The 22,822-nt window shown below is 74.6% G+C and carries 22 protein-coding genes; 12 read left to right on the top strand and 10 right to left on the bottom strand.

The genetic code is table 11. The annotated features are described in order from the left end of the window. Positions 1 to 12 precede the first annotated feature (12 nt). Entirely contained in the window at positions 13 to 1,314 is a 1,302-nt protein-coding gene (locus AC2CHG_RS19345) for a condensation domain-containing protein (RefSeq protein ID WP_402805289.1), read from the bottom strand. A gap of 73 nt (positions 1,315 to 1,387) precedes the next feature. On the opposite strand from AC2CHG_RS19345, the gene AC2CHG_RS19340 reads away from it, so the two are divergent. Genes AC2CHG_RS19340 through AC2CHG_RS19325 form a run of 4 tightly spaced genes read left to right on the top strand, consistent with a single transcriptional unit; the run spans position 1,388 to position 6,247 of the window. Then, positions 1,388 to 3,112, top strand: a complete 1,725-nt coding sequence (locus AC2CHG_RS19340) for an FAD-dependent oxidoreductase (protein ID WP_262014479.1) — start codon at positions 1,388 to 1,390, stop codon at positions 3,110 to 3,112. 1 nt (position 3,113) lies between these two features. Beyond that, positions 3,114 to 4,517, top strand: a complete 1,404-nt coding sequence (locus tag AC2CHG_RS19335) for an NAD(P)/FAD-dependent oxidoreductase (RefSeq protein WP_484525287.1) — start codon at positions 3,114 to 3,116, stop codon at positions 4,515 to 4,517. Between the two features lie 32 nt (positions 4,518 to 4,549). Next, the gene (locus AC2CHG_RS19330) at positions 4,550 to 5,830 is read left to right on the top strand and encodes a cytochrome P450 (RefSeq protein ID WP_484525286.1); all 1,281 of its coding nucleotides are present in this window, start codon (positions 4,550 to 4,552) and stop codon (positions 5,828 to 5,830) included. A gap of 9 nt (positions 5,831 to 5,839) precedes the next feature. Further along, complete coding sequence (locus AC2CHG_RS19325; protein WP_135239722.1) at positions 5,840 to 6,247, top strand: VOC family protein; 408 nt, start codon at positions 5,840 to 5,842, stop codon at positions 6,245 to 6,247. 4 nt (positions 6,248 to 6,251) lie between these two features. On the opposite strand, the gene AC2CHG_RS19320 is transcribed toward AC2CHG_RS19325, so the two are convergent. Together AC2CHG_RS19320 and AC2CHG_RS19315 are read right to left on the bottom strand one after the other, a co-directional pair. After that, positions 6,252 to 7,118 carry an acyl-CoA thioesterase gene (locus AC2CHG_RS19320; protein WP_194800071.1) on the bottom strand — a complete coding sequence of 289 codons (867 nt, stop codon included), beginning with the start codon at positions 7,116 to 7,118 and terminating at the stop codon, positions 6,252 to 6,254. Between the two features lie 3 nt (positions 7,119 to 7,121). After that, a complete protein-coding gene (locus tag AC2CHG_RS19315; RefSeq protein WP_262014476.1) occupies positions 7,122 to 8,573 on the bottom strand; it encodes an MFS transporter in 1,452 nt (483 codons plus the stop codon). 96 nt (positions 8,574 to 8,669) lie between these two features. On the opposite strand from AC2CHG_RS19315, the gene AC2CHG_RS19310 reads away from it, so the two are divergent. Beyond that, complete coding sequence (locus AC2CHG_RS19310; protein WP_135239725.1) at positions 8,670 to 9,116, top strand: VOC family protein; 447 nt, start codon at positions 8,670 to 8,672, stop codon at positions 9,114 to 9,116. Between the two features lie 10 nt (positions 9,117 to 9,126). Here AC2CHG_RS19310 and AC2CHG_RS19305 read toward each other — a convergent pair whose 3' ends face one another. Beyond that, positions 9,127 to 10,419, bottom strand: coding sequence for a condensation domain-containing protein (locus AC2CHG_RS19305; RefSeq protein ID WP_262014475.1), 1,293 nt, complete (start codon positions 10,417 to 10,419; stop codon positions 9,127 to 9,129). Between the two features lie 67 nt (positions 10,420 to 10,486). On the opposite strand from AC2CHG_RS19305, the gene AC2CHG_RS19300 reads away from it, so the two are divergent. After that, a complete protein-coding gene (locus tag AC2CHG_RS19300) occupies positions 10,487 to 11,581 on the top strand; it encodes a class I SAM-dependent methyltransferase (RefSeq protein WP_484525285.1) in 1,095 nt (364 codons plus the stop codon). A 47-nt stretch (positions 11,582 to 11,628) separates the two neighbouring features. On the opposite strand, the gene AC2CHG_RS19295 is transcribed toward AC2CHG_RS19300, so the two are convergent. Continuing rightward, entirely contained in the window at positions 11,629 to 12,111 is a 483-nt protein-coding gene (locus tag AC2CHG_RS19295) for a PaaI family thioesterase (RefSeq protein ID WP_463840276.1), read from the bottom strand. Further along, positions 12,111 to 13,715, bottom strand: a complete 1,605-nt coding sequence (locus AC2CHG_RS19290) for a (2,3-dihydroxybenzoyl)adenylate synthase (RefSeq protein ID WP_484525284.1) — start codon at positions 13,713 to 13,715, stop codon at positions 12,111 to 12,113. The genes AC2CHG_RS19295 and AC2CHG_RS19290 overlap by 1 nt, the downstream gene beginning before the upstream one ends. A gap of 231 nt (positions 13,716 to 13,946) precedes the next feature. On the opposite strand from AC2CHG_RS19290, the gene AC2CHG_RS19285 reads away from it, so the two are divergent. Further along, complete coding sequence (locus tag AC2CHG_RS19285; RefSeq protein WP_402805313.1) at positions 13,947 to 15,269, top strand: acyl-CoA dehydrogenase family protein; 1,323 nt, start codon at positions 13,947 to 13,949, stop codon at positions 15,267 to 15,269. Positions 15,270 to 15,282: 13 nt separating this feature from the next. On the opposite strand, the gene AC2CHG_RS19280 is transcribed toward AC2CHG_RS19285, so the two are convergent. Continuing rightward, positions 15,283 to 15,930 (bottom strand): GNAT family N-acetyltransferase, encoded by a 648-nt coding sequence (locus AC2CHG_RS19280; protein ID WP_484525283.1) that lies wholly within the window; start codon positions 15,928 to 15,930, stop codon positions 15,283 to 15,285. A 141-nt stretch (positions 15,931 to 16,071) separates the two neighbouring features. On the opposite strand from AC2CHG_RS19280, the gene AC2CHG_RS19275 reads away from it, so the two are divergent. After that, positions 16,072 to 16,335: an acyl carrier protein gene (locus tag AC2CHG_RS19275; protein ID WP_167796881.1), complete on the top strand. Its 264-nt coding sequence runs from the start codon at positions 16,072 to 16,074 to the stop codon at positions 16,333 to 16,335. Further along, positions 16,299 to 18,047 (top strand): carbamoyltransferase C-terminal domain-containing protein, encoded by a 1,749-nt coding sequence (locus tag AC2CHG_RS19270; protein WP_355512894.1) that lies wholly within the window; start codon positions 16,299 to 16,301, stop codon positions 18,045 to 18,047. The genes AC2CHG_RS19275 and AC2CHG_RS19270 overlap by 37 nt, the downstream gene beginning before the upstream one ends. A 1-nt stretch (position 18,048) precedes the next feature. Here AC2CHG_RS19270 and AC2CHG_RS19265 read toward each other — a convergent pair whose 3' ends face one another. Then, positions 18,049 to 19,047, bottom strand: coding sequence for a hypothetical protein (locus AC2CHG_RS19265; RefSeq protein ID WP_463840277.1), 999 nt, complete (start codon positions 19,045 to 19,047; stop codon positions 18,049 to 18,051). A gap of 12 nt (positions 19,048 to 19,059) precedes the next feature. Continuing rightward, positions 19,060 to 20,148, bottom strand: a complete 1,089-nt coding sequence (locus AC2CHG_RS19260; RefSeq protein WP_355512898.1) for a phosphotransferase family protein — start codon at positions 20,146 to 20,148, stop codon at positions 19,060 to 19,062. A gap of 193 nt (positions 20,149 to 20,341) precedes the next feature. Here AC2CHG_RS19260 and AC2CHG_RS19255 point away from each other — a divergent pair, with 193 nt between their 5' ends. Beyond that, a complete protein-coding gene (locus AC2CHG_RS19255) occupies positions 20,342 to 20,950 on the top strand; it encodes an NADPH-dependent FMN reductase (RefSeq protein ID WP_355512900.1) in 609 nt (202 codons plus the stop codon). A 36-nt stretch (positions 20,951 to 20,986) separates the two neighbouring features. On the opposite strand, the gene AC2CHG_RS19250 is transcribed toward AC2CHG_RS19255, so the two are convergent. Next, complete coding sequence (locus AC2CHG_RS19250) at positions 20,987 to 21,247, bottom strand: hypothetical protein (protein ID WP_135239735.1); 261 nt, start codon at positions 21,245 to 21,247, stop codon at positions 20,987 to 20,989. A 132-nt stretch (positions 21,248 to 21,379) separates the two neighbouring features. Between AC2CHG_RS19250 and AC2CHG_RS19245 the strand changes: the two genes are divergently transcribed. Next, complete coding sequence (locus AC2CHG_RS19245; RefSeq protein WP_484525282.1) at positions 21,380 to 22,519, top strand: acyl-CoA dehydrogenase family protein; 1,140 nt, start codon at positions 21,380 to 21,382, stop codon at positions 22,517 to 22,519. A gap of 15 nt (positions 22,520 to 22,534) precedes the next feature. Beyond that, positions 22,535 to 22,822, top strand: a 288-nt coding sequence (locus AC2CHG_RS19240) for an acyl-CoA dehydrogenase family protein (RefSeq protein ID WP_484525281.1), incomplete at its 3' end; no start/stop codon positions are given.

The raw sequence follows: 22,822 nt of genomic DNA, 5'->3' as shown, positions 1-22,822 counted from the left end.
GCCGGCGGTGGCTCAGCGGCCGGCGGCGGCGACCAGGCGGCGCAGCGGCGCGTCCGGGTCGGCCAGGACGCGCCCGGCCAGCTCCGCGTAGCGGCGGACGAAGTCCTGCGCCCAGGCCGGCTCGAACTGGTCCTCGGCGTAGGACAGCCGGGCGTCGAACCGGTCGGCGCGGGGGATGACGGTCAGGCTCAGGCCGAAGCGGCTCAGCCCCTGGCTGGGCCGGAACGTGTCGATCTCCAGCCCGTTGCGCACCGCGGTCGGCGACCAGGAGTCCGGCGCCCGGTCCGGCAGCATCTGGAAGACCACGTCGTTGACCCGGCCGCCGGCCTCGCGCAGCGCCGGCACCGGCACCGTCTGGTAGGGCACGCCCTGGTGCACGACGGCGTCCAGGACGGTACGGCGGGTCGCGGCGAGCAGGTCGCGGAACGAGCCGCCGTCGGCCAGCCGGGTGCGCAGCACCAGCATGTTGGCGAAGAAGCCGACGGTCAGCTGCACCTCCGGCCGGGTGCGGTTGGCGAACAGCGAGGCCACCGCCAGATCGTCGGCGCCGGTCTCGGTGTGCAGCAGCAGGTAGTAGAGGCCCAGCATCACCGGGAACAGCGTGGTCCGCTCGGCCTTGGCGAACGCGCGCAGCGCCGCCGCGTCCGCGTCGCCGAACTCGTGCAGCGCCAGCCCGGGGCGCGGCGCGCCCTGACCGGGGCGCCGCGCGGGCAGGTCGGGCACCCGCATCCCGTCGAGCTTGGCGGCCCAGTAGTCGTGGTCGGCGCGCAGCTGCCCGGAGGCGCTCTGCTCGTGCTGCCAGGCGGAGAACTGCCGGTACTGCCACCCGACCGGTGCCGGCGGCGCGCCGTCACCGAGCAGCGCGATCACGTCGTTGATCAGCACCCCGCAGGACCAGGCGTCGGAGACCAGGTGGTGCATGTTGGCGCAGAGCACGTGGTCGTCGGCGCCGATCCGCCAGGCGTGCCAGCGCACCGGGGCCTGCTCGACGGCGATCGGGGCGCGCAGCTCGTCGGCGTACTGCCGCTGGACCTCCGCCTCCGCGCCGGCCGGCAGCTCGGTCCACTCGACCCGGGTCGGGCCGGGCTCGTGGACGCGCTGCACCAGGTCGCGCCCGCGCCGGTGCAGCGTGGTGCGCAGCGACTCGTGCCGCCGCATCAGGATGTCGACGGTGCCGGCCAGCTTGCCGGGGTCGAGCGGCCCGCGGATGCGGAAGCCGGCCGGGCAGTTGACCGACGACGTCTCGGCTCGGTAGTGCGCCAGGAACCACATCAGCCGCTGACCGATGGAGGCCGGGATCTCCGTGTACGACATGGTGGGGAGTCTATGGGCGTATCTGCTATCTGCGCTCTACTGCCGGTCCGGACACTCGTGGTAGTCCTAACCCATGTCTGAGGATGCGATCGAACACCGGACCCGGGTCATCGTCGTCGGCGCCGGCTACGCCGGGCTCACCGCGGCGCTCTTCCTGGCCTGGCGCGGTGTGCCGGTGACCCTCGTCGAACGCCATCCGAGCACCTCGGTGCAGCCGAAGGCCTTCGGCATCGTGCACCGCAGCATGGAGCTGCTGCGCCAGATCCCCGGCCTGGAGGAGAAGATCCTCGCCGCCGACGTCATCGACTTCGTCAACGAGGCCCACATCACCATCGCCACCGACATGAAGGACCCGGACCCGGAGGTCCTGCTGGCCGGCAACGACGACACCATGTCGCGGCTGATCCGGCTGACCCCGGCCGGGTTCGGCGCCCTGCCGCAGTCCAAGATCGAGGCGATCCTGCGGCGCACCGCCGAGGAACTCGGCGGCGACCTGCGCTTCTCCACCCGGCTTGAGTCCTTCGACGAGGACGACGACGGCGTGGTGGCCACCCTCGTCGACCTGCCCACCGGGCGCCGCTACCGGGTGGCCGCCGACTACCTGGTGGCCGCCGACGGCTGGCAGGCGCCGGTCCGCGAGTGGCTGGAACTGCCCACGCACGGCGTCGGCGAGCTGTGGCGGTGCCGGACCATCCTCTTCGACGCCGACCTGACCGAGCTGCTGGCCGGGCGCAAGGCGCTGCTGACGTACTTCAAGAACGACGAGTTCACCGGCCTGTACGCGTACCTGGAGAACGCCCGCGAGGTGTTCGGTGTCTCCGGCGCCCACCTGCTCGGCATCAACTACTTCATCGAGCGCGGCGAGAGCGACGACGACTTCACCGACGAGCGCTGCGTGGAGCTGGTCCGCAAGGCCATGGTGGAGCCGGACCTGGAGGTGACCATCACCGACCAGTCCACGTTCGTCATCGCCCACCGGGTCGCCGACCGGATGCGCGAGGGCCGGGTGTTCCTGGCCGGCGACAGCGCGCACGTCATGCCGCAGACCGGCGGCCTGGGCGGCGCCACGGCGATCCAGGACGGCTACGACATCGCCTGGCGCATCGCCGCCGTCGTCGCCGGATACGCCGGGCCGAACCTGCTCACCGGCTACGACGCCGAGCGACGGCCGGTGGGGGAGTCGACCGCCAACCGGCAGCTGCACCGCCTCTCCGAGCGGATGGCGCCGCAGCTCAAGACGTTGCAGTTCGCCGAGGAGGTGAGCCCGGTCTGGGAGCACCTGGGCTACCGGGTCCACTCGCCGTTCGTCAGCACCGAGCCCGACGACGACGGCGACCTGCTGGAGGACCCGGAGCTGGCGCAGGCCCGGCCGGGCAGCCGCGCGCCGCACGTGCCGGTCCGGCACGGCGACCGGGAGATCTCGCTGCTGGACCTGTTCGGCCGCGACCACGTGCTGCTGCTCGGCTCGCCCGGCACGCCGTGGCGGGCCGCCGCCGAGAAGCAGGCCGCCGCGCTGGGCGTGCCACTGCCGGTGTACGCCTTCGGCGCCGACCTGACCGACCACACCGGCGAGGCGGCACGCCGCTACGACCTCGGCCCGGACACCGCCGTCCTGGTCCGGCCGGACGGCTACGTGGTGTGGCGGGCCCTGTCCCGGCCCGACGACCCGGAACGGGCGCTGCGCGACGCCCTCACCACCGTCCTCGGCCGCGCTCCCGAGCCGGTCGAGCCGCCGCAGTGGTCCGAGCCGGCGCTGCGACGCACCGCGATCCGGTTCTTCTCCAACATCCGCCGCTGACGTGAGCCGGATCGCCGTCGTCGGGGCCGGCATGGCGGGCCTGGCCGCCGCGTTGTTCTGCGCCCGCCGGGGCCACGAGGTGACGCTGCTGGAACGCGACGCCGCCGCGCCGCCGGACGGCGCGGGCGCGGACCGGTGGTTCACCGACTGGCACCGGCCGGGCCTGCCGCAGGGACGGCACTCGCACAAGTTCCTGGCCCGGTCGTGCCGGGTGCTGGCCGAGGAGGCGCCGGACGTCCTGGACGACCTCGTCGCGGCCGGCGCGGTGCGGGTACCGGTCAGCCGCCTGCACACCGGGCCGCCGCCGGTCGACGAGTTCGCGCTCGCCGCCCGGCGGCTGATGCACGAGGCGGTGCTGCGCCGCGCCGTCGGACGCGAACCGACCGTACGGCTGCGACCCGGTGCGACCGCCCGCGCACTGGTCACCGGGAGCCCGGACGGCGGCGTGCCGACGGTGGACGGCGTCCGGCTCGACTCCGGCGAGGTGGTGTCCGCCGACCTCGTCGTGGACGCCGCCGGACGGCACGCCCGGCTGCTCGACTCGATCGACGTGCGCCGCCCGCCCGCGCTGGTGCATCCGTGCGGGTTCGTCTACCTGACCCGGCACTACCGGCTGCGGCCCGGCGCCGAGCTGCCACCGCTGGACCGGCCGCTCGCGATGAGCCTCGGGTACGCCGCCACGCTCGCGTTCCCGGCCGACAACGGCACGTTCTCGCTGTCGGTGACGCTGTCCGACCAGGACGAGCTGCGTCACGCCCTGCGCCGCCCGGCCACGTGGGACCGGTTCATCGCCGCGGTGCCGCACACCCACCGCTGGGCCCGCCGGGGCGTACCGCAGGGGCCGGTGCGCACCATGTCCGGCATCGCCAACCGCTGGCAGCGGATGCACGACGACGACGGACCGGCGCTGGCCGGGCTGGTCCTGCTCGGCGACGCCGCCCTCCAGACGAACCCGACGTACGGCCGGGGCGTCTCGATCGCGTTCCTGCACGCCCAGCAGCTCGCCCGCAGCCTGGACACGGCCGGTGACCCGGGCTCGGCGGCGTTCACCGACGCGTTCGAGGCGTGGACCGCCCGCAACCTCGGCGTGTGGTACCGCACCCAGGTCACCGCCGACACCGCGGGCCTGCGGCGGATGGCGGCCGGGCTGCGCGGCCAGCCGCCGCCGGTGTCCGACGACCCGTTCGCCCGCTTCATGGCCGGCATGGAGGTGCTGGCCGGGCGGGACGAGGTCGTCGCCCGCGCGCTCGGCCGCATGGCGCACCTGCTCATCACACCCGCCCAGCTGCTCGGCGACCGCGACGTGGTGCGCCGGGTGACCGGGTTCCTCGACGGCCGGACCGTCACCGACGACGCCGTCGAGGGACCGGCCCGGCGGGAGTTCGAGGCGATAGTCGCCGCCTGAGCCGCGACCGGACGGCACCTTCGGAGGCCACCATGGACGCACGACCCGCCCGGACCGACGCTCCCGCCCGCTGCCCGGTGACCGGCGCCGCGGACTTCGAGCCGTTCGGCCCCGCCTACAACGCCGAAGCCGGGGCGAGTCTGGCCGGGGCGCGCGCCGAACGGCCGGTCTTCCACCACCCCGGCCTCGACTACTGGATCGTCACCCGGTACCGGGACGTGCGTGCCGTGTTCGGCGACCCGGACACGTTCTCGGCGGCCAACGCGATGGATCCGTACCGCCCGCTGTCCCGTCCCGCCCTGCGCGAGCTGGTCCGGCGGCGGTTCACCGGCGGCCCGGTGCTGGCGAACGAGGACGAGCCGGTGCACCTGCGGCGGCGGCGCCGGCTCGCCAGGCCGTTCACCCGGCGCCGGGTGCAGCGGCTGGAACCACGCGTGCGCGCGCTCGTCGGCGAGCGGGTCGACGCGTTCGCCGGCCGGGGCCACGCCGACCTGGTGGCCGAGCTGCTGTGGGAGGTGCCCGCCCTGGTCGTCGCCGTCTTCATGGGCGTACCGGACGAGGACCTGGCCGAGGTGCGCGGCTACTCGGTGTCCCAGGCCGTGTTCAACTGGGGGCTGCCCACCGACGACGAGCAGGTGGCCGCGTGCGAGGTGATGGGCCGGTACTGGCAGTACGCCGCCCGCCTGGTGAGCGGGCTCAAGGAGGCCGAGGGCCGGGGCGCGGGCTGGATCGCCCACGCGGTCCGCGCCCAGGCCCGCAACCCGGAGCTGTTCAGCGACTCGTACCTGCAGTCGCTGGTGCTCAACGGCACCACCGCGGCGCACGAGACCACGGCGTCCGGCGCGGCCAACGCGGTGCGGACGCTGCTGGAGACGCCGGGCGCGTGGGCGGCGCTGTGCGCCGACCCGGCCGGCATCCCGGCCGCGGTGGAGGAGTGCCTGCGGCTGCGGCCCCCCGTCGTCGCCTGGCGGCGCCGGGTGGTCCGCGACACCGTCCTGGGTGGCGTGCCGCTGCCCGCCGGGGCCCGGCTGCTGCTGGTGACGGCGTCGGCCAACCGGGACGCCGAGATGTTCGCCGACCCGGACACGTTCGATCCGGCGCGGCGCGGCGTGCGCCGGCACCTGGCGTTCGGCGACGGCAACCACGCCTGCCTCGGCGCGCACCTGGCCCGGCTGCAACTGCGTGTCGTCCTGGAGGAACTGACCCGCCGCCTGCCCGCGCTGGAACTGGTGCCCGGCCAGGACTTCGGCCACGCCCCGAACACCTCGTTCCACGGACCTGAACGGCTGTTGGTGCGCTGGCCCGCGTCGTAGCGTTCGGGCATGACGGAGAATGCGGTCGGCATCTACCCGTGTCTGCTGTACCGGGATGCCGAAAAGGCGATCGAATGGCTGGTCGAGGCGTTCGGGTTCACCAAGAACGTGGTGTTCCCCGGCCCCGAGGGGACCATCGCGCACGCCGAGCTCGGCTGGCGCGGCTCAGCGGTGATGGTCAATTCCGTCGGCACCGGCACCCGCCTGGCCACCGAGGTCGGGCAGGGTGGCCTCTACCTCGTGGTGGACGACCCGGACGCGCACCACGCCCGCGCCGTCGCGGCCGGCGCGGAGATCATCCGGGAACTCAAGGACGAGGACTTCGGGACGTCCCGCGGGTACGCCGCCCGGGACCCCGAGGGCAACGTCTGGATCATCGGCACCTATCAGCCCGGCAGCACCCCGGCCCCGGCCTAGCGGCTCACGAACGGGTCGGCTGCACCTGGCGGGGTGCCATCGCGGCGCCCCGCCGGGTGGAGGTGCTCAGCATCTGCTGCATCCCCGCCGCCACCAGCCGGCCGTCCGGCGCCCAGACCTGGGCCGCCCCACCCAGCACGCCCCGGTGCGACGCCACCCCGGCCGCGTTCACCAGCAGCCACTCGTCGCCCGGGGCGCTGTCGTGGAACGCCACGTACAGGTCGATGCTCGGGGCGAACAACTGCGTCTCCAGCTCCGGGAACGCGTTCATCACCGCCGGCCACTGGAGACTGTCCACCAGGATCACCGAGCGGCAGGCGTCCAGCCACGGGTCGTCGAAGGTGGCCTGCGGCTGGAACCGGGCCCAGCTGAACGCCACCGGCGCCGGCGTCTCCAGCGTGGTCCGCCCGGCCAGCTCCCGCAGCGTGACGCAGTCGTGCCAGGGCGGCACGCCCCGCCCCTCCGCCTCCAGCAGCTCCCGCAGGTCGGGCAGCTCCTCCGGACCGGGCACCTCGGGCATCGGCGTCCACGGCCCGTCCGGGCCGGTGAGCCCGTCGTGCGCCGCCCACACCATGGCCTCCAGCACCGGCCGGCCGAACTGCGTCATGGACACCCGGGCCGCCGCCGCCCGGCGGGTCGCCCGCAACGTCACCACCGCGAGGTCGACGTAGCCGAACCGGGGCGGGCTCAGGAACTGGCAGGACAGGCTCGCCGGCCGGGGCAGGGACAGGGTCTGCTGGGCGGCGCGCAGCGCCACCGCGGCCAGGTAGCCGCCGTTCGGGCCCATCAGCGCCCAGTCCGAGCACAGCTTCGCCCGGAACAGGCCGTCGCCGGCCGGTTCGATGGTGGTGTCCTCGGCGAGGTGGCCCACGGCTCAGCCCGCCGTCGCCGGCGTCGCCGGGCGGCCCGGCGTCAGCAGGCTGACCACGGTGCCGACGCCGATGAGCACGGCGGCCAGCAGGAAGCCGCGGTCGTACCCGGCGGCCAGGGCGACAGCCGGGGACCGCCCCGCCTCGGCCAGGTGCGACGCGTGCGCCACGGCGGCGGTGACCAGCGTGGCCAGGCCGATCGCGCCGCCGAGCTGCCGGGTGCTGCTGATGACCCCGGACGCCAGGCCCGCCTGGGCCGGCGGGATGCCGCTGGTGGCCGCCGCGGTGATCGGCACCATCACGATGCCGATGCCCAGCCCGATCAGCACGGTCGGGGCGAGCAGGTCGACCAGGAACGTCGCGTCGGCCGGCGTCCGGGACAACCACAGCAGTCCGGCCGCGGCGACCACGCCACCGGCCACCAGCGGCAGCCGGGGACCGGTGCCCGGCAGGAGCTTCGTGGAGACGCCGGAGCCGGCGACGATGCCGATCGACAGCGGCAGGAACGCCAGCCCGGCCTCGATCGGCCGGTAGCCGAGGACCTGCTGGAGGAAGAGCGACAGGAAGAAGAACATCGACACCATCGCGGTGCCGCCCACCAGCGCGATGATGTTGGCGAGCGCGACGTTGCGGTGCCGGAAGAAACCCGGCGGCATGATCGGCTCGGCCGCCCGCGTCTCGACCACCAGGAACACCGCCAGCAGCAGGACGCCGACCGCGATCGGTACCAGGACGGGAGCGGAGAGGAACGGGTGCTCCCGCACGCCGACGATGCCGTACACGAGCGTGGCCAGACCCGCGGTGACGGTGACCGCGCCGGTGACGTCGAGGCGGCGGCGCGCCCCGGCGGCCGGCGCCGACTCGGTGAGCGCCCAGGCCGCGCCGGCGAACAGCAGCACGCCCAGCGGCACGTTGCAGAACAGCACCCAGCGCCAGCTGAGCAGGTCGGTGAGCACGCCGCCGGCCAGCGAGCCGATCGCGCCGGCGGACGCGGCGACCGCGCTCCACAGGCCGATCGCCCGCCCCCGCTGCTTCGGGTCGGTGAACGTGGTGACCAGCACCGTCAGCGTGGTCGGGGCGAGGATCGCGCCGCCGAGGCCCTGCACCGCCCGGGCGGCGATCAGCGTGCCCGCGTTCGGGGCGAAGCCGCCGACGAGGCTGGCCACGGTGAAGACGGTCAGGCCGGTGAGGAACATCCGCTTGCGTCCGAACAGGTCGGCGGTGCGGCCGCCCAGCAGCAGGAACCCGGCGAAGACGATGGTGTACGCGTTCACCACCCACTGCAGCTCGGCCGGGCCCATCGCCAGCGACTCGCCCATCCGGTCCAGCGCCAGGTTCACGATCGCGACGTCGAGGATGACCATGAACTGGGCGAGGCAGACCACCGCGAGGATCGCCCCGCTCGGCGCGCCGGCGGCGCGGGCCGGCGCCGGCGCCGCCTTTCCTGTCGTCGTCACTTGCGGGCTCCAAGGGCTCGGGCCGGCCCGGGACGCGCCGGCGGCGGGGAGGCTCGTGCGCTCGGGCGCGGCGGCCGGGGCTGGCATACTGCCCGCATGGCCGATCTCACCGGAACACACTATCGGGGTTACAGTCCGTATCTCTACTACGAGGACGCGGGCGCCGCGCTGGACTGGCTGGTCCGCACGTTCGGCTTCACCGAGAAGGTCCGCTACCTCGACGAGGCCGGTGTGGTCCGGGAGGCGGAGCTGCACGCCGGGGACACGCTCATCATGCTGCACGGCGCCGACCCCGGCTACTGGGCGAAGCAGTCGGCGCCCGGCCCGGTCGGGCACATGTGCATCGTGTACGTCGAGGACGTCGACGCCCACCACAAGGCCACTGTCGCGGCCGGTGTGGACGCGCCCGAGCCGGAGGACCAGCCGTACGGGGCACGGATCTACATCGTCACCGACCCGGGCGGACACCAGTGGACGTTCTGGCAGCACCTGACCGACGAGGTGCGGCTGGCGCCGGGCTGGCGCGAGGTGCGCCCGGCGTAGCGCCGTCGCGTCAGACCGGGTCCGGCTGCGGCCGCCGGTCCGGCGCGCCCGCCGCCCGCACGGCCAGCGCGACGTAGTCGGTGAGGAACGCCCGCGCCCACTCCGGGTCGAACTGGTCGTCGTAGAACAGCAGCGCCCGGCAGTCGCCGCCGGGTTGCGGGATCAGCCCCAGCTCCAGCCCGAACCGGCTGCGCAGCGCCTCCGGCACGTAGAGGTCGAAGTCGACGCCGCGCGCGGTGACCTTCGTGCCCGGTGGCGGCGTGAGCAGCATCTGGAACACCACGTCGTCGGCGCGCCGCCCGTTCGTCTGGAACCGCACCGGCAGCATCTGGTACGGGATGCCCTCGTGCAGGAACGCGTCCACCACGGTCCGGCGGGTCGCCTGCACCACCTCGCGGAAGCTCGCGCCCTGCGGGATCCGCGTGCGCAGCATCAGCATGTTGGCGAAGAACCCGACAGTCGACTGCACCTCGCGGCGGGAGCGGTTGGCGAACAACGACGCGACCGCCAGGTCGGTGCTGCCGGTCTCCCGCTGCAGGATCAGGTAGTACAGCGAGAGCATCACCGTGAACAGCGTGGTCCGCTCGGTGCGGGCCAGCAGCCGCAGCCGGTTGAACGTCTCGCGGTCGATCGTCTCGGCCTCCAGGTAGCTGCGCCGCGGCGCCTGCGGGTCCAGCTCACGCATCGGCACGTCGGGCAGCGTCAGCCCGGTCAGCTGCCTGGTCCAGTAGTCCTGGTGCGGCTTCAGCTCGCCCCTGGTCATCAGCTCGTGCTGCCACTGCGCGAACTCCGGGTACTGCCAGCCGATCGGCGTGAGGTCCGGCTCGCCGTCCGGGCCGGCCTCCAGCAGCCGGATCAGGTCCTGCACGATGATGCCGCACGACCAGGCGTCGGAGACCAGGTGGTGCATGTTCACCGACAGCACGTGCTCGTCCGGCCCGAGCCGCCACAACGTCACCCGTACCGGCCACTCGCTGACGTCCACGTTGTCGCGGACCTCGGCCGCGACCGCCGCGCCGAGCGTCTCCTCGTCCGGGTCCGGCAGGTCGACGTGGCGGACCCGTACCGGCGCCGGGTCGTGCACGTGCTGCACCAGGTTGCGCCCCTGCCGCACCAGCGTGGTGCGCAGCGCCTCGTGCCGCGCGGCCAGCCGGTCCAGCGCGATCTGCAGCTCGCCGACGTCCAGCGGGCCGTGCAGGCGGCACACGACGGGGCAGTTGAGCGATGCCGAGTCGGGCCGATAATGCTCCAGGAACCACAGCAACCGTTGTCCGATCGAGGCCGGCACTTCGCGTACGCCCATGCCCCGGAGTATCGAGATCCGGCGACGCCCGGCGCAATGCGATCCGGCCGGTGAAACGAGGTCGAGGGTGGAACCGTCCAGCTCACCGGCGCGGCAGGCGCAGGCCCTGTCGATGCGGTTGTTCCTGCACAGCCTCGGCGCGGCCGAGCTGATGACGATGTACCTCGGCCATCGGCTGGGGCTCTACCGGGTGCTCGGCGAAGGGCCCGTGACGGGTGCCGAGCTGGCCGCGCGCGCCGGTATCGGCGCCCGGCACGCCACCGAGTGGCTGGAGCAGCAGGCCGCCGCCGGGGTGGTCGAGCCCGCCGGGGACGGCCGCTTCCGCCTGCCCGAGGGACACCGGCAGGCGCTCACCGACGCCACCAGCCCGTTCGCGGTGCTGTCGCTCGCGGTGCTGCCGGTGGCCGGGCTGGCGCCGATGCTCGACCGGCTGGTCGAGGCGTACGCCAAGGGCGAGGGCGTGGGCTACGACGAGTACGGCGAGGAGCTCCGCGCCGCGCAGGCCGGCATGAACCGGCCGGTGTTCACGCACGAGCTGCCGCGCTGGATCCGGACCGCCCTGCCGGACGTACACGCCCGGCTGTCCCGGCCCGGCGCGGTGGTGATCGACGTCGGGTGCGGCACCGGTGACTCCTCGCTGGCGCTGGCGCTGGCGTACCCGTTCGCCACCGTCCACGGTGTCGACCTGGGCGCCGCCGCGATCGACGTGGCCCGCGACCGCGCCGCCTCGGCCGGGCTGGCCGAGCGGGTCGTGTTCACCGTCGCCGACGTGGCCGAGCGGCCCGGCGCCGAGCGCGGCGACCTGGTGTGCGTGTTCGACGCGCTGCACGACATGAGCCGGCCGGTACGGGTGCTCACCGCCGCCCGGGACCTGCTGCGACCGGGCGGCTGCGTGCTGCTGATGGAGCCGCGGGTGGGGGAGCGGTTCACTGCGCCGGCCGGTGAGGTCGAGCGGTTCATGTACGCGGTGAGCGTGCTGCACTGCCTGCCGGTCGGCCTGACCGGCGACGGCGACGACGACGGCGCCCCGGCCGGCACCGGCACCGTCATGCGGCCGGACACGGTGCGCCGCTACGCCGAGCGGGCCGGTTTCGCCGCGACCACGGTGCTGCCGGTGGAGCACCGGTTCCACCGCCTCTACCGCCTGGACCCGCCGGCCTGACCGGACCGGCCGTCTCACGGGGCCGGCCCGGCCGGGCCGCCTGCGGATCAGGCGGACGGGTCGCGGCGGGCCGCCACCCGGGCGCTCAGCCGGCTCGCCGTCGACTCGGACAGCACCCGGAACTCCGCGGTGGCCTCCACGCACACCCGGCCGGCGCCGTCGACGATCGTGCCCGTCGTGCCGAGCCGGTCGGGGGCGGTCGTCGCGATCCGGGCACGCACCCGGTAGTCGGCGCCGATGCGCAGCGGCCGGACGAACCGGGCCGTGGTGTCGACGGTGACCGCGAAGCGCCGGGCGCCGGCCACCACCGCCCACGCCATCGCCTCGTTCAGCACGGCCAGGCTCAGCCCGCCGTGCACGTACGTCGGCGCGCCGGAGTGCCGCTGCGCGAACGTGAACGAGGCGAGCACCTCGGCGCGCCCGTCGTCGTAGGAGAACGGGATCCGCAGCCCGTGCTCGTTGATCGGGCTGCACACGAAGCAGTGCGTCTCCAGCGGGCCGCTGTGCTCGTCCAGCCGTCGTACGGCCATCAGGCGCCGTCCCCGGTGAGGGACCGGCGCAGCGCCCGCTTGTCGACCTTGCCGGCGCCGGTGTGGCTGAACGCGGGCACCACCTCCAGCCGGTCCGGCAGCTTGTACGCGGCCAGCCCCCGGCCGGTCAGGAAGGCGCGCAGCTCCGCGAGGTCGAGGCCGCCGCCGTCGTCGCGCCGGACCACCACGGCGCAGATCTTCTCGCCCAGCGCCGGGTCGGGCACCGCGATGACGGCGGCGGCGCGTACGCCCGGATGGGCCTCGATCTGGCTCTCCAACTCGGCCGCGCCGATCTTCTCGCCACCACGGTTGATCACGTCCTTGATGCGCCCGGCGACCATCAGGTTGCCCTCCGGGGTGAGCCGGACCAGGTCGCCGGTGCGCAGGTAGCCGTCGGCGGTGAACGCGGTGGCGTTGTACTCCGGCGCGTCGTAGTAGCCGCGCAGCGTGGTCGGCCCGCGGACCAGGAACTCGCCGACGCCGCCCGGCGGGACGTCCCGGTCGTGCTCGTCGACGACGCGGTACTCGTCGGCCGGGATCAGCGGCCGGCCCTGGGTGGTGGCGATCGTCTCCGGAGGGTCGTCCAGCCGGGTGTACCACAGCGGTCCCTCGGCCATCCCGAACCAGTGGCTCAGCCGCAGCCCTCGGCCCAGGATCTCCCGGGCCACCTCCGGGCGCAGCGGCGCGCCGCCGACCTCCAGCAGCACGCCGGACAGGTCCACGCCGTAGTCGGCGGCGAGGTCGAGCCAGACCGCCAGCAGCGGCGGCATCAGCGTGGTCAGCGTGACGCCCTCGGCGGTGATCAGGGGGAACACGTCGTCCGGGCTCGGTGTCGGGCTGAGCACGACCCGGCCGCCGGCGCGCAGCGTGCCGAGCACGCCGGGGCAGCCCAGCGCCGCGTTGTGCGCCGCCGGCAGCGAGGCGAGGTAGACGCCGTGCTCGTCCACGCCGAGCGCCTCGGCGCTGCGGCGCAGCTGGTAGGCGTAGTCGTCGTGGGTGCGGGGGATCAGCTTCGGCAGCCCGGTGGTGCCGCCGGAGAGCAGGAAGAACGCGACGTCGCCGGGATCCGGGGCGGGCAGCTCCCGGGGCTCGTCCCGCACGTCGCTCAGAGCCAGGTGCGGCCCGGGCTCCCCGGCCACGATGACGTGGTCGAGGCCGGCGGCCGACGCGGCCACCGTCGCGGCCAGCGGCCGGTGGTCGTACCCGCCGAAGCGGTCCGGCACGACCAGCGCCCGCGCCTCGGTGTGCCGGGCCAGGTAGGTCAGCTCGGCCTCGCGGTGCGACGGCAGCGCGAACACCGGTACCGCGCCGAGGCGGAACAGGCCGAGCGCGACCACCACGAACGCGGCCGTGTTCGGCAGTTGCACCACGACCCGGTCCTCGGCGCGCAGGCCGAGCCGGTGCAGACCGGCGGCGAACCGGTCGGCGGCGGCGTCGAGTTCGGCGTAGGTCATCCGGCCGCCGGTGTCGACGACGGCGGTGCGGCCGGGGTGCCGGCGCGCCCCCTCACGGCCGATCTCGCCGAGCAGCTCACCGGTCCAGATGCCCGCGGCGCGGTAGCGTTCCGCGTCCGTCTCGGGCCAGGCGACACAACCTTTCAGCACCGCACGACTCCCCTGTCAACTGTGGACGCGTCCGCCTCGGGCGAGGTGCGCTCCACCTTGGCCGGTGCCGTCGCGGCCCGGCAAGCGGTCAGCGTTGCCGCCCGCGGGGCCCGGCTGCGATCCTGCGCGGGCGCAGGTCCCCCCGGTCGTGACCGGGTGCGACTGCGGATGCGCATCAGTTGCACAGCCGGCCGCCCGGCCGGGGCACTGTCATCCGACGGGAGGGGACGTATGGGCCCGGATGTCAACGGCGGCGACGGGCGGGGCAAGGAGTGCCGGTCGGACGCGGGTGAGCTGAGCGCGCGCACCGAGGCCGGCCGGCGGATGGTGGAGCTGGCACAGGAGCACGCCGCCGACTTCGCCACCCGCGCCGCCGACCACGACCGGGACAACACGTTCGTCCGGGAGAACTTCGAGGCGATGAAGGCCAGCGGCTTCCTCGCCGCCACCGCGCCGCGGGAGTTCGGCGGCCTCGGCGTGTCGTCCCTGCACGACCTCGTCGTCGCGGTGTCCCGGCTCGCCCGCGGCTGCCCGTCCACCGCGATCGCCGCGAACATGCACCTGGGGTTCGTGTGGAGCACGGCCCGGGGCTGGCGGGCCGCCGCGCAGCCGCCGCCGCAGCTCACCATGCTGCTGCGGCTGCTCGGCCGGGGCCGCATCGTGGTGTCGCACGCCGGCACCGAGCCCGGCGGCGGGGCGATCAGCTTCCCGCGTACGACGGCCGAGCCGGTCCCCGGCGGCTACCGGATCAACGGGCACAAGATCTTCGCCACGAACGCCGAGATCGCCGAGACGGTGGTGGTGTTCCTGCGGGTGCCCGACGGCGCGGGCTGGTTCAACGCCGGCACCGCTGTGGTGCGCACCGGCACACCAGGGATGACAGTGGAACGCACCTGGGACGCACTCGGCATGCGGGGCTCGGGCAGCCACGACATCCGCTTCACCGACTGCGTCGTCGGGCGGGACATGGTGCTGGTCGGCCGCCCACTGGGGGAGATGGCCACCGAGTGGCCGGGCCTGCTGGCGGTGAACTTCCCGCTCGTGGCCGCGTACGTGGGCATCGCCGAGCGGGCGATGAGCCACGTGACGGAGCTGGCCGTGACGCGCCGCCAGCAGCCCTCCGGCCAGTTGCTCGCACACCGCGCGCCGGTGCGGTCGCAGGTGGCGGAGATGGCGGTGGAGTTGGCCGTCGCGCGGGCCACGCTGGGCCGGGCCGCGGAGGCGATCGACGCGTTCCTGGCCCGCCCCGACGCCGAGGTGGAGCCGGCCGACGCGTACCGCGCCATCGAGGACTTCCAGGTCGCGAAGCTGGTCGTGAACCGGTCCGCCGCCGCGGTGGTCGACCGCGCGATGGCGGTGACCGGCGGCCAGTCGTACCGGACCGGGCACCTGCTCAACCGGCTCTACCGGGACGTGCGCGCGGGCGGGTTCATGCAGCCGTACTCGCCGCCGGAGGCGCTGGAGTTCGTCGGGCGTACCGCGCTGGGCCTGGACCCGTTCGAGGAACTGCGGGACAGCCTGGCGTCGGCCCGCGCGGCGGCGGCCGCCGGCTGACGGGGGAGGGCCGTCAGCCCGTGCGGTCCGCCGGCCGCCCGTCGCGGCGCAGGTACCACAGCGGGATGCCGACGACCTCGACGGTCTTGGTCAGCTCCCAGCCGAGCGCGGTGTAGAAGCGCACGTTCGCCTCGGTGTCGGTCTCGCCCCAGGTGGGACGCGGGTCGCCGGCCATCACGTCCAGCAGCGCCTGCATGAGCGCCTCGCCGATGCCCCGGCCCTGGAAGCGCGGCTCGACGCCGACCGGACCGACGTGCCAGTGTGGCTCGGCCAGGTCGTGGATCGCGTAGTGCGCCCGGACGTACTCGGCCCGCGCCGGGTCGCCCACCGGCGGCGCCGCGCCGAGCGCGACCCGGCGGGCGTCGCTGTCCAGCGCGGTGCCGATGCAGCCGCCGGGCGGGACCGCCGCGGCGGCACCCACCAGGCAGCCCTTGTAGAACGCGCCGATCTGCGGCGGCGCGGGACGGTGGAAGAAGGCCGTCCAGATGGGCATCAGCCCGGCCAGCCGGTCCAGCGGCTCGTCGCCGAACATCGCGTACGTGGTGGGGTTGTCCCGCATCGCGCGGGCGACCAGTCCGGCGGCCGGCCGGCGGTCGTCCTTGCGCAGCTCTCGTATCTGGAGTGTGGGCAGGGTCCGGGGTACGGCTCTGGTGTCGGTCACGGGCGCACGCTAACAGCGGCGCGGCGGCCCGGGCAGGGGCGTGACGACGGCCTCCGTGATCCTTGTGGCGGCGGCGATCCGGCACCTATGTTGCCTCGGAGTTCTCGGTTCTGTCGCACCGACCGGAGTGGGGAAGACGAGATGGCTTTGGACCAGGCGAGCGGCCAGGAAACGAACAGGGCGGATCCCGCCACCGTCGTGCACGGCATCGTCGAGGAGGTCGCGGGCGTCGACGTACGGCCCGACGAGAGCTTCTTCGACCTCGGGCTCGACTCCATCCAGCTGATGCAGGTGTGCAACCGCATCAACGAGGAGTTCGGCGAGGTCATCGATCTGTTCCTGCTGTTCGAGAATCCCACTGTCAACGAGTGCGTGTCCGTCATCAGCGCGCAGCGGTCGGGCTGAGCATGCCGACGCCCGAGGTGTGGTGCGGCCTGAAACTCACGCACGACGGCGGCGTCGCCGCCATCGAGGGGAACCGCCTGCTGTTCTCGATCGAGGCGGAGAAGCTGGAGAACCGGCCCCGGCACGCCACCATGCACGAGGCGGCCGACATCGTCGCCCAGCTCGCCGCCAACGGCCTGGCCCCGGGTGACCTCGCCGGCGTCGCGGTGGACGGCTGGGCGCGCGGAGCGCAGGGCGAGACCTGGGTCGAGGTCGCCGACGCCGGCGGCACGCTGCACCCGGTCGAGGTGGCCGGCTACCACGACGAGCCGGGCGCCGGCCGGTTGCTGACCGGGGTGACCGGCAGCGCGCCGCTGCTCGGGACGCCGACGCCGTTCCGCAGCTTCAGCCACGCCACCGACCACGCGCTGTCCAGCTACTGCACCAGCCCGTTCGCCGCCCGGCGGCAGCGTGCCCTGATCACCGTCTGGGACGGCGGCATGGTGCCGTGCCTGTACGTGTTCGACCCGGAACGGGTGAGCCTGGAGTGCCTGGGGCCGGTGGGCTCGATCTCCGGCGCGCTGTTCCCGATCTTCTGCTCGCACTTCGCGCCGTTCAAGATCGACCACGGCACCCGGCGCGCGAACGATCCCGGTCCCGGCCTGGAGGCGTTGCTGCCGATCGCGGGCAAGGCGATGGCGTACGCGGCGCTGGACACGGTCAGCGAGGAGGCGGTGGCCGTGATGGCCGCCGTGACCGAGGAGATCGGCCTGGTCGACGCGGCGATCCCGGCGTACCTGTGGAGCCGCCGCGTGCTCACCCGTACCGCGCCGCTCGGCCTGTCCGACGCGGCGCTCGTCGGCTCGATCCAGGAGTTCCTGTTCCGGGTCTTCGCGGCCGGGCTCGACGGCCTGCTGTCCCGGCGGCCGGACCTGGACGGCCTGCCGATCTGCCTGTCCGGCGGCTGCGCGCTCAACATCAAGTGGAACGCCGGGCTGCGGGCGAGCGGCCGGTTCGCCGGCGTCTGGGTGCCGCCGTTCCCCAACGACAGCGGTTCGGCGATCGGCGCGGCCTGCACCGAGATGGTGCGCCGCACCGGCCGGGCCGACCTGGAGTGGTCGGTGTTCGCCGGGCCCGGCGTGCGCGACGTCGGCCAGCCGCCGCCCGGGTGGTCGGCGCAGCCCTGCGAGATCGAGGAGCTGGCCAAGATCCTGGAGGTGCACGGGGAACCGGTCGTGGTCGTCAGCGGCCGGGCCGAGCTGGGCCCGCGCGCGCTGGGCCACCGCAGCATCATCGCGCCGCCCACTTCGGCGGCGATGAAGGACCGGCTCAACGCGGTGAAGGGCCGGGAGCCCTACCGTCCGGTCGCGCCGATCTGCCTGGAGCACCGGGCGCCGGAGGTCTTCGACCCGGGCACGCCCGACCCGTACATGCTGTTCGACCACCAGATCCGGCCGCAGTGGCGTTCCCGCATCCCGGCGGTCGCGCACGTCGACAACAGCGCCCGCCTGGAGACCGTCGGACCGGACAACGAGCTGATGTGGCGGCTGCTGACCGCGTACGAGCGCAGCACCGGCGTGCCGGTGCTCTGCAACACCAGCGCCAACTTCCGCGGCAGCGGGTTCTTCCCCGACGCCGAGTCGGTGATGCGCTGGGGTCAGGTCCGGTACGTCTGGTCGAACGGCACGCTGTTCACCTCCGACGCCGACCCGGGAGCCGGCGCCGCCGGATGACTCACCGCTGCGGCACCCCGGTGGCCCGGGCGACCGGGAAGAACCGGTGGTGCCGCGCACCGGTGATCTCGTAGATGGCCGTGCCGGTCCGGCCGTCGTCGGTGCGTACCGCCATCAGCTGCTGGCCGCCGCCGAGCCGGCCGTACCGCGCCGACCACGCGCCGGCGCCGGTCAGCCGGATCGTGCTGCCGTCGGCGAAGGCCGCGGTGACGGTGCCGGCCAGCCCGGTCACCGCCTCGCCGTCGCGGCCGTAGCCGACCGGGGAGCCGTCCGCGCCGGTCCAGTCCAGCTCGTGCGTGAACGAGGTGAGCGGCACCGGCGGCGCGTCACCGGCCGGCGCCCAGCAGCCCTCGGTGAACACCCGCGAGCCGTCCGGGTACTCCCAGCACCACAGGCCCAGCATGCCGTCGGGAAGCTGCACCGCGAACCACATCCAGGCCGGCACGTTGCGGTGGTCGCGTACGCCCCAGGAGTGGTCCCGCTGGCCCCACCACCGCCGCACCGGCCGGCGTTCCCCGTCGACCCAGTAGGCGCCGTCGAACCAGCCGGACTGGAACATGTGCCGCTGGTCCCACACCGGGCCGCCGGGGCCGTCCAGTACGCCCCGGGGCAGCGCGTGCGGCGCGGTCCGCGCGGTGAACGTCAGCTCCAGCGGCACCGGCACGCCGGGACCGGACGCGCGGACGCCGACCCGGCGGTACGGCTCCTCGACGGTCACCGCGACCGGCCCGGCCACCGGGTCCGGCCGGTCACCGCCGGCCGGGCGGGAGAACCTGTCGAAGCGGAGCCGTCCGTCCACGCGCACCATCACGTACGCGTCCACGACACCCCGGTACGGGTGGTGGCCGAGCGTCACCAGCAGCACGTCGCCGTCGGCCCGGTCCGGGTGGGCCACGAAGAAGTAGCTCTCCCGCCAGTGCCGGTACGCCCGGGGCAGGCGCGGGCCGGGCGGGCGGGTGAAGTGGACGAAGTCCTCGTCCGGGGCGGTGAGGATGTCCATCGCGCTCCGATCTCAGCTCAGCAGGGTCAGCGCGTCGAGGTCGGTGACGTGCGCGGCGTGCCGTTCGGCCATCGCCACGAACATCGCGTCGCCGCGCCCGTCGCGGGCGACGAGCATCGCCCCGACGACGGTCATGTGCAGACCGGCGACGGTGTTCACCCGGTACGAGCGCCAGCACTCGTCCCGGCTCCACCGCACCCCGGCGGCGCGCAGGGCGTCGTGGTACGACGCGAACAGCTCCGCCTCCCGCGCCCGGCGCACGTCGGTGGGGAGGCTGCCGCCGACCAGGTACGCGGCGTCGCTGGGCCCCGGTCCGAGCTGGACGGTCTGCCAGTCCACCACCGTCACCGCCGGTTGCGGGCCGTCGGTGAACAGCAGGTTGTCCACCCGCAGGTCGCCGTGCAGCAGCGTCAGCGGCGGCCGGTCCGCCCGCACCCAGCCCCGGATCCGGGTGCGCAGCGCCTCGACGACGCCGAGCGCGGCGGGGGAGAGCAGGTCGCCGAAGCGTTCCGCGAAGGCCCCGGCGGTGAGCCGGTACGCCGCGCCCAGCCGCCGTCCGCCGTCCGCGCCGCGTACCGGCAGCCAGCCGGGTGCCGGGCGGTCCCAGTGGACGGCCTGCGCCGCGGCGAGCCCGGTCAGCACGGTCGCTACCTCGTCGACGGTGCAGCCGGTGAGCTGGTCGCCGGGGCGGGCCGGCGCGGCGTCGCCGAGCAGCAGCACGAAGTCGCCGGAGGACTCGTCGTACCCGGCCGCGTAGCAGCGCGGCACCGGCAGCGGCAGAGCGCCGGCCAGCTCCCGGTAGAACGCCACCTCTCGGCGGTACGCGTCGCTGCCCTGCCCGGTGTGCCGGCTGCGCTCGTCCAGCGCCGGGAACTTGCCGACGACGCTGGCCGGTCCGCTGCCGCCGGCCCAGGCCAGCTCGTACCGGACGTTGTGCCCGAGCTTGCCCAGCCCGAGCGGGGTGGCGGTGACCGCGTCGACCCGGTCACCGGGCGCGGCGGCGCCGGCGGCGACCAGCACCTCGGTGAGCCGGCCGGGGGTGACCAGTCCGGGCTCCCGGAACGGGCGCACCGGCACGGTCACCGGAGCGGGGGCGCTCATCGGGGCCCGGCCGGTGTCGCGGCGCGGGGACGGACGACGGCCTGGAGGATGCGCGCGATCGGCACTCGCACTCCGTATCTCGTATCGACACTGATGCGTCATCGGCGAGGATAGCGACGTGAACCCGCCGGGTGCACCGGCGCGGAGGACCGCCGATCGCCGTCCGGGCCGGTGGCGCGAGGGGAGCCGTGTGGTGATCGAGTCGAACGGGCCGCACCCGGTGACGGTGCTGCTGGGCAACCCGCGTCCCGGGTCGCGCACCGCGAACGTGGCGCGCCGGGCGGCGGACACGCTGGTGGAGTGCCTGGCCGCGCGCGGCGTACGCCTGGCCGAGCCGTCCGTGGTGGACCTGTCGGGGCTGACCCCGCTGCTGGCGACAGCCGACTGGGCGCAGCCGCCGCCGGCGGCGTTGGCCGAGGCGTACCGGCAGGTGACGTCGGCCCGGCTGCTGCTGGTGGCCACGCCCACGTTCAAGGGCTCCTACACCGGGCTGCTCAAGCTGTTCGTGGACCCGCTTCCCCGGCGGGCGCTGGGCGCGACGGTGGCGGTGCCGGTGATGACCGCGGCGCGCGCGGCCGACCAGCACGCCGTCGACAGCCACCTGCGGCCGCTGCTGCTGGCGCTGGACGCCAGCGTGCCGGTGCCCGGGCTGTCCGTGCTGGAGTCGCAGTTCGACCGGCTCGACGACGTGGTGGGGCGGTGGTGCTCGGCGGCCGCACCGGTCCTGGCCGGGGTGCTGCCCGCGGTAGCGGACCCGATCCTGCCGATGCTGCCCGATCCGTCCCTGCTCACGTTCGTGTAGGGCGGTCCGGAGCCGGCCGGCCCGGCTCCGGACCGGTCAGGCGGCCATGCCCTGCGCGATCCAGCTGCGGAACAGCTCCACCTTCTCCGCCTCCCAGGGCGCGTCGCAGGGCATGGAGCCGTCCGCGACCCGCTCCAGGATCGACTCGGCGTAGTCCCGGACGTCGTCCAGGCTGGTCAGGTCCAGCAGGAACGTCATCTCGGCCACGTCCATCTCGCGGAACAGCGGCCGGATGTCGCGGGCGAAGCTCAGCGTTCCGGCGCCGGGGCGCTGGCCGGCGGTCTCGGTGTCGGTCACCCGATGCTCCTCTCGACCGGGGCGTTCGGCGGCCCGGATCCGCCAGTGATCCTAGGAGAGCCGGTGCCGCCTGTCATGCCTTGTCGCTTCGTGTATCTCGCCTTTGCCGGGCGGGTCGGCTAGCGTCCGGCCATGGACCTGCGTGACTCGCCCGACGAGGCCGCCTTCCGCGCTCGGGCACGTGCCTGGCTCGCGGAGGCGGTCCCGGCCGTGGACGACCCGGCCGCCGCCCGGGCCCGCTGGTTCGACAGGGACTTCCTGACCACGTACGCGCGCCGCCTGCACGCCGCCGGCTACGCCGGACTGGGCTGGCCGGTCGAGTACGGCGGCCGGGGGCTGCCGCTCGGACACCAGGCGATCTTCCTGGAGGAGTCGGCCCGACGGGGCGCCACCGAACAGGCCGGCGTGATCGGGCTGGGGATGGTCGGCCCGACCGTCGTCGCCTGGGGCACGCCCGCGCAACGGGCCCACTACCTGCCCGGCATCATGCGCGGGGACCTGCTGTTCTGCCAGGGCTTCTCCGAGGCCGAGGCGGGCAGCGACCTGGCCGCCGTGGCCACCACCGCGCGACTCGACGGGGACGCCTACGTCGTCGACGGGCAGAAGCTGTGGTCCTCGTACGCCGCCGTCGCCGACCACTGCCTGCTGCTGGCACGTACCGGCGGACAACGCCACCGCGGACTCACCTGCCTGCTGGTGGACCTGCGGACGCCGGGCGTGACGGTACGGCCGCTGCGGCAGATCACCGGGCGCGCCGACTTCGCGGAGATCTCGTTCGACGGCGCGCGGGTGCCGGCCGACGCGGTGCTCGGCGAGCCCGGTGACGGGTTCCGGGTGGCGATGACGACCCTGGCCCACGAGCGCGGCACGTTCGGCTTCACCCTCACCGCCCGGCTGGAGGAGCACCTGCGCCAGTTCGTCGCGCTGCTGCGGGCCTCCCCGCTGGCCGACGACCCGGGCGTACGCGACCGCCTCGCCGGCGTCTGGACGGACCTGGCCGCGCTGCGCTGGACCAACCTGCGGCTGCTGGGCGAGCTGGCCGAGGGCGGCGAACCCGGTCCCCGTACCTCGGTGGTGAAGCTGCTCTGGTCGCAGGCCAACCAGCGGCTGGCGTACCTGGGCGCGGAAGTCGCCGCGGCCGACGAACACGCCACGGCGCTGTGGCGGGACCGCCTGCTGCGCAGCCGGGGCAACACCATCGAGGGCGGCACCAGCGAGGTGCTGCGCGACGTCCTCGCCGAGCGCGTGCTCGGCCTGCCCCGATCACGCTGAACCCGTGGAGGGACCGTGCGTTTCGCGTTCACCCCGGAACAACTCGCCCTCGCCGAGACCGCCCGCCGGTACCTGGCCGAGCAGCAGCCGCCCGACGCCGCCGGTGTGCCCGAGACCGACCCGGCCCGGCGCGAGGCAGCCTGGAAGACGCTCGGCACGCTCGGCTGGCTCGACGCCGACCTCGGCGCGGTCGAGTGGGGCGTGCTCGCCGAGGAGTGCGGCTACGGGCTGCACCGCGAGCCCTGGCTGACCACCGTCGCGCTGGCCGGCCCGGCGCTGCGGGCCGCCGGTCAGCCGCCGGCC

The organism is Micromonospora sp. ATLC20 (assembly GCF_057196585.1).
Note: the sequence above shows the minus strand (reverse complement) of the source record. Positions and strands in the feature narration are given on the sequence as shown.